At 60.5% G+C, this 16,116-nt stretch carries 13 protein-coding genes; 6 read left to right on the top strand and 7 right to left on the bottom strand.

Translation table 11 applies throughout. From position 1 onward, the window contains the following. Positions 1-125 precede the first annotated feature (125 nt). Positions 126-941: an arginyltransferase gene (locus C6W91_RS14790; protein WP_274837229.1), complete on the top strand. Its 816-nt coding sequence runs from the start codon at positions 126-128 to the stop codon at positions 939-941. Between the two features lie 224 nt (positions 942-1,165). On the opposite strand, the gene C6W91_RS14785 is transcribed toward C6W91_RS14790, so the two are convergent. The 3 genes from C6W91_RS14785 to C6W91_RS14775 all read right to left on the bottom strand — a co-directional run bounded on the left by C6W91_RS14785 (position 1,166) and on the right by C6W91_RS14775 (position 5,717). Further along, on the bottom strand, positions 1,166-3,520 hold the full coding sequence (locus C6W91_RS14785; RefSeq protein WP_065270599.1) for a TRAP transporter large permease subunit: 2,355 nt from the start codon (positions 3,518-3,520) through the stop codon (positions 1,166-1,168). 17 nt (positions 3,521-3,537) lie between these two features. Beyond that, entirely contained in the window at positions 3,538-4,485 is a 948-nt protein-coding gene (locus C6W91_RS14780) for a TRAP transporter small permease subunit (RefSeq protein ID WP_370570983.1), read from the bottom strand. A 149-nt stretch (positions 4,486-4,634) separates the two neighbouring features. After that, positions 4,635-5,717, bottom strand: a complete 1,083-nt coding sequence (locus C6W91_RS14775) for a TRAP transporter substrate-binding protein (RefSeq protein ID WP_370570982.1) — start codon at positions 5,715-5,717, stop codon at positions 4,635-4,637. 280 nt (positions 5,718-5,997) lie between these two features. Between C6W91_RS14775 and C6W91_RS14770 the strand changes: the two genes are divergently transcribed. From C6W91_RS14770 to ilvN, 4 genes are all read left to right on the top strand, one after another. Beyond that, positions 5,998-7,437 (top strand): cache domain-containing protein, encoded by a 1,440-nt coding sequence (locus C6W91_RS14770; RefSeq protein WP_065270602.1) that lies wholly within the window; start codon positions 5,998-6,000, stop codon positions 7,435-7,437. 91 nt (positions 7,438-7,528) lie between these two features. Beyond that, entirely contained in the window at positions 7,529-8,161 is a 633-nt protein-coding gene (locus tag C6W91_RS14765) for a response regulator transcription factor (protein ID WP_274833384.1), read from the top strand. A 367-nt stretch (positions 8,162-8,528) separates the two neighbouring features. Then, complete coding sequence (locus C6W91_RS14760; protein WP_274828959.1) at positions 8,529-10,280, top strand: acetolactate synthase 3 large subunit; 1,752 nt, start codon at positions 8,529-8,531, stop codon at positions 10,278-10,280. Positions 10,281-10,361: 81 nt separating this feature from the next. Next, positions 10,362-10,922: an acetolactate synthase small subunit gene (gene ilvN / locus C6W91_RS14755; RefSeq protein ID WP_065273495.1), complete on the top strand. Its 561-nt coding sequence runs from the start codon at positions 10,362-10,364 to the stop codon at positions 10,920-10,922. A 181-nt stretch (positions 10,923-11,103) separates the two neighbouring features. On the opposite strand, the gene C6W91_RS14750 is transcribed toward ilvN, so the two are convergent. Then, complete coding sequence (locus tag C6W91_RS14750; RefSeq protein ID WP_274837230.1) at positions 11,104-11,511, bottom strand: hypothetical protein; 408 nt, start codon at positions 11,509-11,511, stop codon at positions 11,104-11,106. Between the two features lie 277 nt (positions 11,512-11,788). Between C6W91_RS14750 and C6W91_RS14745 the strand changes: the two genes are divergently transcribed. Beyond that, complete coding sequence (locus C6W91_RS14745; protein WP_065270606.1) at positions 11,789-12,547, top strand: helix-turn-helix domain-containing protein; 759 nt, start codon at positions 11,789-11,791, stop codon at positions 12,545-12,547. Between the two features lie 19 nt (positions 12,548-12,566). Here the strand turns inward: C6W91_RS14745 and C6W91_RS14740 are convergent, their stop codons facing one another. The 3 genes from C6W91_RS14740 to prfB all read right to left on the bottom strand — a co-directional run bounded on the left by C6W91_RS14740 (position 12,567) and on the right by prfB (position 16,018). Further along, positions 12,567-13,337 carry a DUF2189 domain-containing protein gene (locus C6W91_RS14740; protein WP_274828954.1) on the bottom strand — a complete coding sequence of 257 codons (771 nt, stop codon included), beginning with the start codon at positions 13,335-13,337 and terminating at the stop codon, positions 12,567-12,569. A gap of 45 nt (positions 13,338-13,382) precedes the next feature. Continuing rightward, complete coding sequence (locus C6W91_RS14735) at positions 13,383-14,786, bottom strand: amidase (protein ID WP_274836493.1); 1,404 nt, start codon at positions 14,784-14,786, stop codon at positions 13,383-13,385. Positions 14,787-14,893: 107 nt separating this feature from the next. Beyond that, entirely contained in the window at positions 14,894-16,018 is a 1,125-nt protein-coding gene (gene prfB / locus C6W91_RS14730; protein ID WP_065270609.1) for a peptide chain release factor 2, read from the bottom strand. Between the last annotated feature and the right edge of the window lie 98 nt (positions 16,019-16,116).

The following is a 16,116-nucleotide window of genomic DNA, read 5'->3' as shown; positions in this document are numbered from 1 at the left end:
TCCCGCTTGGCAATCACTGTTAAACCATTTGTGCAGACCGGCCTTGGCGGGCGGGTTGGTCGTTGCTATCGTGAACTTCAGCCTTATTGTGTTTTTTGACAAGCCTTGGACTCAAGCCCGACCCTATGCGCCATACACTTCCGATCGCACCGCAGTTCTATGTGACTGCGCCCCAACCATGCCCCTATCTGGAGGGGCGGATGGAGCGGAAGCTGTTCACGGCGTTGCAGGGCGATGGTGTCGAGCAGCTGAACAATAGCCTCTCGCAACAGGGGTTCCGGCGCTCTCAGAACGTGCTGTATCGTCCGTCCTGTTCGGAATGTTCGGCCTGCCTGTCGGCGCGCATCAACGTGGCAGAGTTCACGCCCAGCCGCAGCCAGAAACGCACCAGCAAGCGCAACGCGCATCTGGTCCGCCGGGCGACATCGCCCTGGGCGACCGAGGATCAGTACCAGCTGTTCCGCGACTATCTGGACAACCGCCATGCGGATGGCGGCATGGCCGATATGGACGTGTTCGAATATGCCGCGATGATTGAGGAAACTCCGGTGCGCAGTCGGGTGGTGGAATACACCAATCCCGAAGACAACGCACTGACTGCGGTGTCGCTGACCGATGTGCTCGAAGACGGGTTGAGCATGGTCTATTCCTTCTACAACCCGAACCTGCCGCAGAATTCGCTGGGCACCTATATGATCCTCGATCACATTGACATCGCGCGCGATGCCGGGCTGCCCTATGTCTACCTCGGCTACTGGGTCAAAGGCAGCCCCAAGATGGGGTATAAGGTCAAGTTCTCGGGCCTTGAGGTCTATCAAGGGGGCAAGTGGACCGCGATGTCCGAGGTTCAAGATACTGCGGACAGCCCTGCGACCGATACGATTTCCGAACAGGTCGCCAATATTCAGCTTCCCCAGCAGCCGGTCCACCGCGGGCGGTAACTCTCCAGCAGTCGGGGCCCTAGCCCCCAACCACGCAGCCAACGGCTGAAGGCGCCCCTTGGGGCTGCACGTGCGTCTCCACAGCTCGACCTCTACGCTATCCGGCGGATCTCGCCGGGTCCGGCCTGTCTGCCTGTGCGCTCCAGTCACTACCATCTGCACCGCCGCCATGAAAAAGGGGCCCACGAGGGGCCCCTTAAGTCTTTGTGATATCCTGAACCGGATCAGCCCGGCATCAGCGCCGGTACGATGGTCACGATCGACGGGAACAGCCACAGGATCGCCAGACCCACCACCTGGATCAGCACGAAGGGTAGAACCCCGCGATAGATATGACCCGTCGTCACCTCCTTCGGTGCAACCCCGCGCAGGTAGAAAAGCGCAAAGCCGAAGGGCGGTGTCAGGAACGAGGTCTGCAGGTTCACCGCAACCATGATGGTCACCCATTTCGGATCGAAGGAGCCGCCGTAGATCACCGGCCCGACAATTGGGATCACGATGTAGATGATCTCAAGGAAGTCGAGCACGAAGCCCAGGAAGAACAGCACCAGCATCACGATCAGGAAGACCGTCATCTCGTTATCAAAGCTCTTCAGGAACTGCTGGATGTAGTGCTCACCGCCAAAGGAGATCACCACCAGGTTCAGAAGCTGCGAGCCGATCAGAATGGTGAAGACCATCGAGGTCACCTTCGCCGTCTCACGCACGATCGGCGTCAGAACGCCGCCCTTGAACAGCACCCAGCAGCCAAACAGCAGGCCGAACAGCGCATAAAGGTAGGCCGCATAAGCGAAGAAGAAGGCCACCCAGCTTTCGAACGACACATTGTCCTGATTGATCCGCAGATCGAAGTTCACCCCGATCAGGATGCACAGGATCACCGCGAAGGTGGACCAGATGATCACCTTGCCCGAGCGTCCCTCGTCCTGCAGACGGCGATACGCCGCCAGCATGATGGCACCGCCTGCCCCCAGCGCCGCAGCGGGCGTCGGGTTGGTGATACCGCCAAGGATCGAGCCGAGCACGGCCACGATCAGAACCAGCGGCGGGAAGACCACCCGGATCAGATCGTTGCGCGCACAGCGGATCGCCGCCTCTTTACAGCCGTAAAGCGCGATCGCCAGCGGGATCAGCATCAGCAGCACCGTCGCCCCGGGGGACGTGGTCGGCGCGATCAGCAGAATGTCGACCAGTGCCAGCAGCAGAAGACCGATGGCCCCTACGATCAGCGGCTTGGTATCGCGCGACGGCGCAACACCGCGGCCAACGGCCAGAACCAGGCCCAGCAGAACGATGATCACCGCGATACCGGTGCCAATCGGCGCCGCGTTGGCAATCTTCTCAACCTCTGCCGCAGCGATCTCTTCCTCGCTCAGACGCTCAGCCGAGGCGACACCGCCAGCGGCATCAATCGCCTTCTGCTCTTCCACCGCTGCATCCCAGGCTTCCTGACCATGCAGTTCGATCATCGAGGCCTGACATTCCGCCCCGACCGAGGTGCGCAGCGACGCGGTCTGACCAGCGTCGGAGAAGCTGGACACATTGATGTTCTGCGAGCCAACGACGCCGAACGAGCCAAGCAGCACGGTACCGACGATGATCGCAGCAGGCGCGCCCAGGAACCAGGTCAGGGCCTCGGTGCGGGTCACCGGTTCGTCACTGGCGCCGCCGAGCTCAACCGCAGGTGCCTTTTCCGGGTTCATCAGCGCATAGCCAAAGGCATAAAGCGCATAAAGAAGCGCCAGCATGATGCCCGGCAGCAGCGCCGCCTGGAACAGGGTCCCGACCGAAACGACCGCAGGCTCACCCAGGAAGGTCAGCGCATCGGTACAGCCCGCTTCCTGCGCACGGTTTTCCTGCGCAGTGGAGTAAAGATCCCCTGCCAGCGTGCCCAGAAGAACGATCACGATAGAGGGCGGGATGATCTGCCCCAGCGTGCCCGAAGCCGCAATCACACCCGTCGCCAGCTCCGGCGAGTAGTTGTTGCGCAGCATGGTGGGCAACGCCAGAAGCCCCATGGTCACCACAGTCGCGCCCACGATGCCGGTCGAAGCGGCCAGGAAGGCCCCCACAACCACGATGGACACGGCCAGACCGCCGGGCAGCGGGCCAAAGACGCGCGCCATGGTGGTCAGCAGATCGTTGGCGATCTTCGACCGCTCCAGGGTGATCCCCATCAGAACGAACATCAGAACCGCCAGCAGCGTTTCAATCGACGCCCCTGCCAGAACCCGCTCGTTCATGCGGTTCACGATGAAGGAGACGTTGCGATCCATCGCGCTTTCCCAGCCCTGCGGGAACACATGCTCGGCAACGCGTGGAAGATCCGGATATCGGAAGATGGATATGACATCGGGTTTGACGCCCGAATTCACCAGATCCCGGTAGACCTGCGACGAGGTGTCGATGGCCTGGTGAACCAGAAGCCCGGCACTGTCGAGCGCCGCGATAATCCCGAAGGAGATGATGCCGGCGCCGCCGATGGCAAAGGCCACCGGGAAGCCGGAAAGAATGCCTCCGAAAAGGCAGAAGAATACGATGATCAGGCCGATTTCGACGCCATCAAGACCGAATAGCATGTCAGCTGTCCCTTAGTTTAATGCGCGCCTTCATAGGCTTCTTCGCCCTCTCCAAGGGTATCCTTGTCGAGGTATTTGTTTTCACTACCCTGACCTTCGACGAACTCGAGGAACGAGCGGTAGAAGAAGGCAATGGCGTGCAGGAAGACGATGCCTGCAAACGAGACCAGCAGGATCTTGAACAGGAAGTACCCGTTGAAGCCGTTCGGGCTGAACCCGATGGTTTCCACGTTCCAGCGCAGCGCACGTGCTTTCATCACCAGCCGGTCAAGCCCATCAGAGGCCGAAGGCTTCGGCACGATCAGGTGGCGCCACAGGAAGAACCAGCCATACATCCAGGTCAGAACAGCCGCAGGCATCATGAAGATCAGCGAGCCGATCATGTCGATGACCCGCTTGGCGCGGAAACTGATGCCGGAGTAGATCAGGTCAACCCGCACATGGCCGCACTGCACGAATGTGTAGGCAACGCACATACAGACCACCAGCGCGTTATAGAGCTTCAGCTCTTCGGCAAACCACGAGATGTCCATCTGCAGTTCGATCCCCAGACCGAAACTCATGTCCGGCCGGGCAAAGACCCGCTGCATGAAGACAATGATGATCTGCTGGATCACCATGATCAGACCGGCCCAGGCGAACAGGCGGCCGATGGTATTGGCAAAGCCTTCCAGCCCGCGCACCACGCCCCACATGACTTGGCGCTGGTAAATCCCCACCGCTGTCAGAACCAGAAACGCGGTAAACACTACAAAGAAGAACTCGACCGAGCCACCGAAGTAGACAAAGCGCATAAGCGACTGTTTGTCCTCTACGGACTCCAGCCCTCCGGTCCATGCCAGCCATTCGCTGGTATGGGAGAGCGCGTAGCCAAGATTGTAAAAGGCGCCAGCGATGTTCTGGACCAGCCAGACAAGACCACCCCACAGGGCGCCGAAAAAGGAAATGCCACTGTCGTCCTGCATTGTTCCCCCGGGATCATTGATTGCGGCGGGTCTTTAGATGAGCTGGCGGTGCTCCACAAGGAGCTGGCTTGCCCGGTTCGACCTGCTGCAATGGAAAAGGAATCCCCCGCACAATGGCGGAGGATCCGATGAAAGCGTAAGTACGCCGCTTAGCCCAGAACGCGGTCGCGCTGCGACACGTAGGTGCCCGAGGAAGTCTTGATCCAGGCAGAGGAGGACTTCATCGAAGCCATGGCGCTGTCGTGGATCTTCTTGTAGAGATCGTCGCCCATGTTTTCCGCATGCACTTCCATGGAAGCCTTACCGAAGGCATCCCAGACGGAGTCCGGGAATTCCATCAGTTTCACGCCACCGGCCTGCAGACGCTGCAGAGCGGCACCGTTGTTGGCCAGGAACTGTGCCAGGTTCCACTGGTGGCATTCAGCCGACGCGATTTCGATGATCTTCTGATGCGCGGGGCTCAGGCTCTCGAATACGTCGCGGTTGGTTGCAACCGACAGACCCGCACCCGGCTCGTGGAAGCCAGCGGTGTAGTAGGTCTTGGTGATTTCCTGGAAGCCGGCTTTTTCGTCCGCCCAGGGGCCGATCCACTCGGTGCCGTCGATGGCGCCAGAGGACAGAGCCTGGTACACTTCGGAACCCGGGATGTTCTGAACGGAAGCGCCCAGTTTACCCAGTGCCTTGCCGCCCAGACCCGGCATACGGAACTTCAGACCGTTGAAGTCTTCGGGGCTGTTGATCTCTTTGGAGAACCAGCCGCCAGCCTGCGCGCCGGTGTTGCCGCCGAGGAAGGATTTCAGACCAAAGATCTGACCCAGCTCGTCGTGCAGCTCCATACCGCCGTCGAAGTAGTACCAGTTGGACAGTTCCTGCGCGGTCATGCCGAAGGGCACGGCGGTAAAGAAGGCATAGCCCGGGTGCTGACCAATGAAGTAGTAGTCGGCGCCGTGGTACATGTCAGCCTGACCCGAGGAAACGGCGTCAAACACTTCAAACGCGCCAACCAGTTCGCCTGCGGCTTTGATGTCGACAGTCAGGTTGCCATCGGACATGGCGGTGACGTTGTCTGCAACGCGCTGCGCGGCGTCAAACACGCCAGCCAGGCCACGACCCCAGGTGGTAACCATGGTCAGGGTGCGCTTACCCTGAGCATAAGCCGGAGCTGCCAGAGTGGACGCAGCAGCGGCGGTACCGCCCAGAGCGGATGTTTTCAAAAAGGAACGACGATCCATGATGTTTTCCTCCCAGATATATGGATTGCCCGCAGCAAAGCCTTGGGCGGATCGGTTCGAGTGGCGTCAGCCTAGCCACGGGGCCAAACTTGTGAATACCTAGTACTGCGTAGATCGGCGCTTTTTTGGTAAGTTTCAGTCCGATTGTTGCACTAATTTTGAGCGCAGGCTTCTTTTGTTACGCAGGTGACGGCAAAATCTGCCTCAAAGCCCCCTTTGCTTTCGGATTTCGATTGCGTAACGATTCGCCTTCCCTCTCTCACAGCCGCCGGACAGCCCTATGCCCCCGTTCTCCAGCCTGTTTTCCAGCCTGTTTCGACCAAACTATGCGCAGAAACTTTCGCTTCTGGCGACGCTGCCTCTGGTGGTGGCAGTGGCGGCGATTGCGCTCTTGGTGGCCAATCAGTCCCGCGCCCTCGCCGAGCGGGAGATCAAGGCCTTGGAGCGCCAGCTGATCGAAGCCAAGAAGGCCGAATTGCGCAACTATGTCACCCAGGCCCGCAATGCCTTTTCCCATATCTATGGTCTGGCTGCGCCGGATGATGCGGATGCAAAGGAACGGGTGACGCAAATCCTTAGCGCGATGATCTACGGCCAGGACGGGTTCTTTTTCGTCTATGATTATGACGGCAACAATCTGGTCAGCCCCCGACAGACCGAGTTCATCAATCAGAACTGGCGCGGGCTTACCGACAGCCAGGGCACGCCGGTCGTGGACACCTTCATCGAGCAGGCGCGCCAAGGCGCAGGCTGGCACAGTTTCATGTGGGAAAAACCATCGACTGGCGAAGAAGCGCAGATGGTAACCTACGTCCTTGGCCTGCAGGACTGGCAATGGGCGGTCGGGACCGGCGTCTTCATCGACGATGTACTGGCCTCGGTCGCCGCCAGCCGCGCCGAGGTGGAAGCCCGGGTGCGCCGGACCTTTATCTATATTGGCGGAATTACCCTTGTCGCACTGGTCCTTGTCTTTGCATCGGGCATGGTTCTGAACATCCGCGAACGCCGCCTTGCCGATGCCAAGCTGAAGGAACTGACACAGCGGGTTTTCGACGCGCAGGAAGAAGAGCGTGGACGCGTGGCCCGCGAGCTGCACGACGGGATCAGCCAGCTTCTTGTCGGGGTGCGCTATGCGCTGGACAACACCCGGCGGCGCCTGATGCGGGGCGATCACGATGGCGCTTCGGATCCGCTCGACAAGGGCATCGAACACCTTGGCATCGCCATCTCCGAAGTGCGCCGCATCAGCCGGGATCTGCGCCCGGGAGTGCTGGATGATCTGGGCCTTGGTCCTGCGCTGAAGGCGCTGACCGATGATTTTGCGGCCCGCACCGGAATCGAAACGGATTTTACCACTGTGGTTTTCCGCAACCGGTTGGATCAGGACGCCAAGATCGCCATGTACCGCATCGCGCAGGAGGCGCTGACCAATATAGAACGGCACGCGGATGCAAGCCATGTCAGTATAGACCTGCGTGGCCACGCCCGCGGCGCCACCATGCGCATCAGCGACAATGGCCGTGGCCTGCCCCAGAAAAAGCCCGAAGGCGAGCCGGGCATCGGCCTGCGCAACATGCAAGAGCGGATCGATCAGCTTGACGGCACCTTGCGGATTCTGTCATCACGGGGCACCCAGAGCGGCACGGTGATCGAAGCGACACTCCCTTTGAGCCATCTGCTGCCTCCGGGGAACGAAGCCGCTCCGAAACGCGTGTCGTAGTGGCAGATGCAGGATCCGTATCTCTGCCGGGTCCGAAGCATATAGGCAGTTGGGGGATGGCACTCTGCTGAAAGACGGAAATTGCGAGCCTGTGCGTGTCCTGATCGTGGACGACCACCCGATGGTCGCCGAGGGCATCCAGTCGATTCTCGAAAGCTATGATGACATCGCGGTGGTCGGATCGTTGACCGACGGCGAAGAAGCGGTGAGCCGCGTCGCCGAGCTGGCGCCCGATGTGATCCTGATGGATCTCAACATGCCCCGGTTGGGTGGCCTCGGCGCCACCGAAATCATATTGGAGCGCAGCCCCAGCACTCGTATCCTGATCCTGTCGATGCACGACAGCCCGGAATATATCTCTACCGCGCTCAGCCATGGCGCCATGGGATATGTGCTAAAGGACGTGCCCACCGAAGAGATCAAGGATGCTATCGACGCGGTGATGCGCGGTGAACGCTATCTCTGCACCGGCGCCGAAGGGTCGCTGAAGCCCAAGGACAGCGGTTTGCGCGAGGCGCTGACCGGGCGCGAACAGACCATCCTCTTGGAACTGGCTCAGGGCAAATCCAACAAGGAAGTTGCCCTTGCGCTCGATATCTCGGTGCGCACAGTGGAAACCCACCGCAAGAACATCAAGCGCAAGCTGGGCATTTCCTCGACCGCCGGCCTCACCCGCTATGCGCTGCAACACGGCGTTCTACAGGGCACTGGCGTCGGGCTGTAGCCCCTGCTCCCCCCATTTCTGGAGCACGCGACACCTGCGGCTGAGTCCCTGCGGCTCGGGTTTCGGTCACATTTCCGGGATTCTCCTTTTGAGAAATGTCGCAACGCGCCCCTTGAGCGCAAGAAAATGTCGAAAGACGGGCATTTTTGATGGGTTTGCCTGTTGACGCCCCTGCCGGCCGGTCATAGTCTGCGCTTCAACGCAAAAGAGGAGCCTGGGGTAAATGACCTCCCTAGTCGTCATTGTAGGAACCAAGCGCATGGGCCGGTAACGGTTGACCATAATCTGACCCATGCGCCTCCGACCTAGAAAATCGGGGGCTTTTTTTATGCGGAATGGACGTTGCCGCCAACTGGAGCAAAAGCAGATGACACGTGAAATGACCGGCGCAAAAATGGTTGTTCAGGCCCTGAAGGATCAGGGCGTGGACACGGTATTCGGATACCCCGGTGGCGCCGTGCTTCCGATCTATGATGAAATCTTCCTGCAGAACGATATCCGCCACATTCTGGTCCGCCACGAGCAAGGCGCGGTTCACGCCGCCGAAGGATATGCGCGTTCGACCGGAAAGCCGGGCGTCGTTCTTGTCACCTCGGGGCCCGGTGCAACCAATGCGGTGACCGGCCTCACCGATGCGCTGCTCGATTCCATTCCGCTTGTGGTGCTGACCGGTCAGGTGCCGACCTTCATGATCGGTTCAGACGCCTTCCAGGAGGCGGACACCGTTGGCATCACCCGCCCCTGCACCAAGCACAACTGGCTGGTGAAGGACACCGACAAGCTGTCCGGTACCCTGCACGAGGCGTTCCATGTCGCCACCTCGGGCCGCCCCGGTCCGGTTTTGATCGACATTCCGAAAGACGTGCAATTCGCCACCGGAACCTACACGACGCCGCGCCCCTCGGCCTCGCATTACCAGCCGCCGGTCAAGGGCGATATGGAAGAGATCACCGAACTGGTGGCCGCCATCGAGACCGCCAAACGCCCGGTGTTCTATACCGGCGGCGGCGTGATCAACTCCGGCCCCGGCGCCAGCCAGCTGCTGCGCGAACTGGTGGATGCCACTGGCATTCCCGTAACCTCGACCCTGATGGGCCTTGGCGCCTATCCTGCCTCGGGCCCGAACTGGCTCGGCATGCTGGGCATGCACGGTCTTTATGAGGCCAACATGGCGATGCACGACTGCGATCTGATGATCAATATCGGCGCGCGGTTCGATGACCGGATCACTGGCCGCATCGATGCCTTCAGCCCGAAATCGACCAAGGCGCATATCGATATCGATCCTTCCTCGATCAACAAGGTGATCCGCGTCGATATCCCGATCGTCGGTGATGTGGGCCACGTGCTGGAAGATCTGCTGAAGGTCTGGAAATCCCGCGGTCGCAAGACCAACAAGGAGGCGCTGGCCAAATGGCAGGCCAAGATCTCCGAATGGCGCGCGGTCAATTGCCTGTCCTACACCCCGTCCGAAGGCACCATCAAACCGCAATACGCGCTGCAACGCCTTGAGGAGCTGACCAAGGGTCACGACCGCTATGTCACCACCGAGGTTGGGCAGCACCAGATGTGGGCGGCGCAGTTCCTTGGCTTTGAGGATCCCAACCGCTGGATGACCTCAGGCGGACTTGGCACCATGGGCTATGGATTCCCGGCCTCCATCGGCGTGCAGATGGCGCACCCCGACGCGCTGGTGATCAACGTTGCCGGTGAGGCATCCTGGCTGATGAACATGCAAGAACTCGGCACCGCCGCGCAATACCGCTTGCCGGTAAAACAGTTCATCCTCAACAACGAACGCCTTGGCATGGTGCGCCAGTGGCAGGAACTGCTGCACGGTGAACGCTACAGCCACTCCTGGTCCGAAGCGCTGCCCGATTTCGTGAAGCTCGCCGAGGCCTTTGGCGCCAAGGGCATCATCTGCAAGGACCCCAAGGATCTGGACGATGCGATCATGGAAATGATCAACCACGACGGTCCGGTTGTCTTTGATTGTTTGGTCGAAAAGCACGAGAACTGCTTCCCGATGATCCCCTCGGGCAAACCCCACAACGAAATGCTGCTGGGCGAAGCCGAAACCCAGGGCGCCATTCAGGCCGGAGGTGCGGTGCTGGTTTGATCCACACCGCTCCCCCTTCACCGAATTGATGGGCCCGGCAATCGCCGACACGGCCCGATAGGAATGAAAAAGGACAATTCCATGTCTGCCCTACACATCAAAAAAGGCGCCAGCAAACATTCGGCGTATAACCTGCGGCCCACGTTTTCCGACGTACAGGAACGTCACACGCTGGCATTGCTGGTTGAAAACGAACCCGGCGTTTTGGCCCGTGTCATCGGCCTGTTCTCCGGCCGCGGCTACAACATCGAAAGCCTGACCGTCGCCGAAGTCGATCACACCGGGCACCTGAGCCGCATCACCGTGGTCACCACCGGCACGCCGCAGGTGATCGAACAGATCAAGGCACAGCTGGGCCGTATCGTTCCAGTCCACGAGGTGCACGATCTGACCGTCGAAGGCCCTGCGGTCGAGCGGGAACTGGCAATCCTCAAGGTCGTGAGCGATGGTGACAAGCGGGTCGAGGCCCTGCGCCTGGCCGATATCTTCCGCGCCAATGTCGTGGACAGCACCCTGGAAAGCTTCATCTTCGAAATCACCGGCGCCCCGGACAAGATCGACGCCTTTGCCGATCTGATGCGCCCGTTGGGTCTGATCGAAATCGCCCGTACCGGCGTTGCTGCCCTGCTGCGCGGCACCTGATTGCCGCGCCGGGAGGACCACCCGCCCCTTCCGATCACATGTCTTGCACCGATAACACAAAAGGCCGCCCAATCTGGGCGGCCTTTTTGCGACGTCCGGGTCAGTAGAAAATCACAGGGCCTGCAGCGCCAAGTCCGCGTGTAACAAAGCGCTGCGCCAGACCGTTCCGACAGTACGGGGGTTACCCGTACCGCGCGGCCGTGTGCCATTTTGAGAAAGCCGGAAAGGGTATCACATTGCCTTCCGTTACCACCTCGACACCGCCAGACGCTTCAAAACTCCGCCCTGCACCTGTTGCGCGAGCCGGATGATCGGCCGTCACCGCTGTTGAAGCCGCTTTTGGCAGCGGTGCTGCCTCGACCAGCATCTCGGACAGGTCAGGATACCCGACCTCTTCCAGAATGACCGCATTGGCTGCCAACCGCATATTGCCTTTTTCGGTCAGGTCAAACTGTACCCAATCTCCCTTACACACCGCCGTCTGTGAGGCATCTCTGTGCCGGGAATAATAGGCCAGATCCCCCTGATCCTCACACCAGATAATTGCTTTTCCGACGGCGACATCACTCCAAAGTACATATCCGATCATGTTGCAAGCCTCGTTCGTTTATCGCTCAATTCTGGGCCAATTGGAGAGGCGCCAACATGGCAAATACTGCGTCGGACTATTGCAATTTGTGTCAGCGAGGATAGTATCCCGACGTGATTTAGAGACAACATTGACGCGATAAAGCGACAACCCATCGTAAAATGGAAATATTTGTCGCGATCAGCGGTCGGGGATTGAGGCCACAATGGCTGCCATAGCAACAGCAAGAGATGACAACCGCGCCCGGCAATCGCGTTCTCCCGCAGAATTGCGCGACATGTTTGGCGCCAACCTGCGTCATCTGGCACAGCAATACCCCTCCATCTCCGAACTGTCGCGGCGCCTTGGTATCAACCGGACGCAGTTCAATCGCTACATGTCCGGCGAAAGCTTTCCGCGGCCGGACGTTCTAGACCGGATCTGCTGCTTCTTTGATGTGGATGCGCGTATCCTGCTGGAGCCGGTCGACACAGTTGGCAAACAGGACAAGATCCTGCACGGCGCCTTTCTCAATGATTTTCTGGGCCATGGGATCGAGCAGCTGAGCGAGCAGATCTTCCCCTCTGGCTATTACCGTTTTACCCGTCGTAGCTTCATCAACGGGGACAGTTTTGTCGTTGGTCTGGTGCGCGTAAGCCGTGACGGAGGCGGCGTCGCCTATATCAAGGGTTTTGAGGCCAAGGATGCGATGCGGTTTCAGGGCCTGCCCGAAGACCCGGCATCGCGTGAGTTCCGCGGCGTGCTCAGCTGTCACGAGGACGGCGTCGCCTTCCTGATTTCACGGCGCCGCGCGATGACCTTTTCCTTCAACTACTTGGCGCGCGTGGCCTCGCTTGAAAACAATTTCTGGGTTGGCTACGTGGCCCGCACCGTGCGTGAAAGCGGCGATGAACGGGTCACCCGGATGGTCTATGAATACCTCGGCCGCGACATGGGGCCTGCGCTGGCCGTGGCCCGCAATGCGGGCTTTGTGAGCGAAGAGGACCTGCTGCCCTACCACCGCCGCCTGCTGCGCATCAACGAACCGTTCTCCTGACCAGGGACGCCCTGCCGCCCTAGGTCGGTGATGTGGCGAGCCGGTAGATGTGCCAAGTGGCGTGGCCAAGCAACGGCAGCACCACCAGCAGACCGGCAAAGGCGGGCAGCATGGCTGCAAAGGTCAGCACGGCAATCAGCACCGCCCAGAGCATCATCAGCGCAAAATTCCGCTGCACATAGGTGAAGCTGGTGATCATCGCGGTCACGAAATCGACCTCCCTGTCCAGCAGCAGCGGCAGAGAGATCACCGTGATCATATAGAGCAGCAGCGCGAACAACGCGCCAACGACAGTTCCGACCGCCAGCATCGTAAGCCCCTCGACCGACAGGAAGACATCCAGAGAGGTGGAGATATTGGTCATGGTCGACAGCCCCAGAAACAGGGCAAAGATCATGTGGCCAAGGAAAAACCAGAACAGAAACACCACAATGATGATGGCGCAGATCGACGGCAGCTGGCGGCGGCTTTGCTGCAGAACCACCCCCAGAATGGCCCGGGCGTCCATTGCCTGCCCCTGTTCGCGCCGGTGTGAGACCTCATAAAGCCCCACCGCCGCAAAGGGACCGATCAGCGGAAATCCGATGGCCGCCAGCACCAGCCAGAAGGTGGTGCCGGTCTGCGCGGTAACCCAGGCCATCGCCCAGCCCGCCAAGACGTAAAACCCGGCAAAGAACAACCCGTATCCGGGCTTGGCCAGGAAATCCGCCCAGCCGCGTCGCAGCGCCTCGCGCAGGATCCCTGCGGTCATCGGCTGCATTTCCGGTACACCAAATGCCTTTTCTGTCATCGAAACGCTTCCTCCCCGAAACGTTTCCCCTCCCCCGGGTCCTCCTTAACCCTGTGGAGGGGCGTTTTGCGGCCATTGCGTGGCCGCGTGATACTGCTGGCCCAGTGCCAGGATATTCTGATCCTGCCCCTGCGCGCCAAAGATCTGGATGCCCATCGGCAGGCCCGCCTCGCTGAACCCAGCAGGCGCGCCAAGGCAGGGCAGCCCCAGCAGGCTGACCGGCACCACCACCTGCATCCAGCGGTGATAGGTGTCCATCTCAACGCCTGCGATCTCCCGCGGGTAATCGATATCGACCGGGAACGGCCAGCATTGCGCCGTCGGCAGGATCAGGGCGTCGTAGTCCTGGAACAGCCGCGCTGCGGCCCGCTGCCAGTCAGAGCGCGCATCGGACGCCTCCTGCACCTGTTGCGCTGTCATAGAAAGGCCACGCTCCAGCTCCCAGATGGCGGTGTCCTTCAGATGCTCGCGGCGATCGTTGAACACCCGCAGTCCCGCTGCAACGGCAAAGGAGCGCAAGGTGATCCAGGCCTCCCAGATGCGGTCCGCCGGGAACGGCGGCGCCACGGCTTCAACCGTATGCCCCAAGTCTTCGAACGACTTTGCCGCCGCCTCGCATAGCTCAAGGATTCCCGGCTCCATCGGAAAGGCCCCGCCCCAGTCGCCAAGCCAGCCAATCCGCATCTTTTCGACCTCCGGCAGCGGCATCACCGGAGCCCCACCCGAGGCCAGCGGCTGACGCGGGTCCGGTCCGCTCATCACGTCCAGGAGCAGACCGATATCCTCGGGGCTACGCGCCATCGGGCCAAGCGTCGCCAGAGGGTGCAGGAAGACGTCTCCCTTGGGTTCTGACGGCACCCAGCCCCAGGTCGGTCGGAAGCCGTAGACATTGTTCCAGCCAGCCGGGTTCCGCAGGGATCCCATCATGTCGGATCCATCCGCCAGCGCCACTATCCCGGCGGCCAACGCCACCGCTGAGCCACCGGAAGAGCCGCCACAGGTCCGCGTGGGATCAAACGGGTTGTTGGTCGCGCCATAGACCGGGTTGAAGGTATGGGAGCCGAGGCCGAATTCGGGGGTATTGGTCTTGCCAATCAGGATCGCCCCCGCCGCGCGCAGGCGCGATACGAACAGCTCATCCTCGGTCGGTACAAAATCCTTCATCAGGGGGGAGCCCTGGGTCGATGCGATGCCTTTGACGTTGGCAAGATCCTTGATCGCCATCGGTAGCCCGTGCAGCGGCCCCAGCGGTACATTGGCGGCGCGCATCGCGTCGGCACGGCGCGCCTCTTCCATCAGCTCTTCTGCCGGGCGCAGTCCCACGATGGCGTTCAGATCCGGGTTCACCGCCTCGATCCGCGCCAGGGTATGCTCCATCAGCGCGGCGGCAGTCAGGCTACCATCTTGCAATTGGGCCAGAATATCGCTGGCAGAGCTGTAATCTGTCATAGTCGGCGTGACTCCGTTCATTTGTTAAACAGAGCCTAGCCGCAGATTTTTACAAAGGAAAGCCGTGACTTGCCCCGAGGCTAACCTCGGGTCACCCGTAGGCCGGATTACTCCGCCTGCGCGTCCGCGCGGCTCTTGCCGGACACGTTCATCGCCAGTGTCGCCGCCATGAAGCCGTCCAGATCGCCATCCAGAACGCCCTTGGTGTCAGAGGTCTCGTGCCCGGTGCGCAGATCCTTGACCATCTGGTAGGGCTGCAACACGTAGGACCGGATCTGGTTGCCCCAACCCGCGTCGCCCTTGTTCTCGTGGGCTTCGTTGATGGCCGCGTTGCGACGGTCCAGCTCCAGTTGATACAGGCGCGATTTCAGGGCCTTCATGGCGATATCGCGGTTCTGGTGCTGGGATTTTTCCGAGCTGGTCACCACGATCCCGGTGGGATGGTGGGTGATCCGCACCGCCGAGTCGGTGGTGTTGACGTGCTGACCGCCCGCACCGGACGAACGGTAGGTATCGATACGGATATCCGCCGGGTTCACCTCGATGTCGATATTGTCGTCCACCACCGGGTAGACCCAGACCGAACAGAAGGACGTGTGGCGTTTGGCAGCCGAGTCATAGGGTGAAATCCGCACCAGACGGTGCACGCCGCTTTCGGATTTCAGCCAGCCATAGGCATTGGGGCCGGAAATCTTGTAGGCGGCGGATTTGATGCCTGCCTCTTCACCAGCGCTTTCGGATTGCAGCTCGACCTTGTAGCCTTTCTTCTCGGCCCAGCGGACGTACATTCGCGCAAGCATCGAAGCCCAATCGCAGCTTTCAGTGCCGCCGGCACCTGCGTTGATCTCAAGGAAAGTATCGTTGCCGTCCGCCTCGCCGTCCAGCAGCGCCTCCAGCTCCTTCTCGGCGGCCTTGTCCTTAAGCGCCTTCAGAGCGTCCTCAGCGTCGGTGACGACCTCTTCGTCCTCTTCCATCTCGCCAAGTTCGATCAGCTCCATATTGTCTGCCAGATCCTGCTTGATGCCCTTGTAGGTATCAATCGCATCGACCAGCATCTGGCGCTCGCGCATCAGTTTCTGCGCGGCTTCGGGATCGTCCCACAGTCCCGGATCCTCGACCCGGGCGTTGAATTCCTCCAGCCGGAACTCCGCAGTTTCCCAATCGAGCCGCTGGGCGAGAAGCTCCAGCGATTTTTCAATCTCGGTCACGATATTCTGGGTTTCAGCGCGCATCTTGGGAGTATCCTGTCATGACGTTCAGGCTGGCGTGATAGCCCAGAGACCAAGGCAGAACAAGGGTCTGCGCCTGTCCATCGCCAAGCAGTGCGTAT

The sequence above is a fragment of the Phaeobacter sp. SYSU ZJ3003 genome (assembly GCF_041300735.1).
In the GTDB taxonomy this organism is placed as follows: domain Bacteria; phylum Pseudomonadota; class Alphaproteobacteria; order Rhodobacterales; family Rhodobacteraceae; genus Phycobacter; species Phycobacter gallaeciensis_A.
The sequence above is the reverse complement of the archived record's forward strand: the minus strand, read 5'-3'. Positions and strand labels throughout refer to the sequence as shown.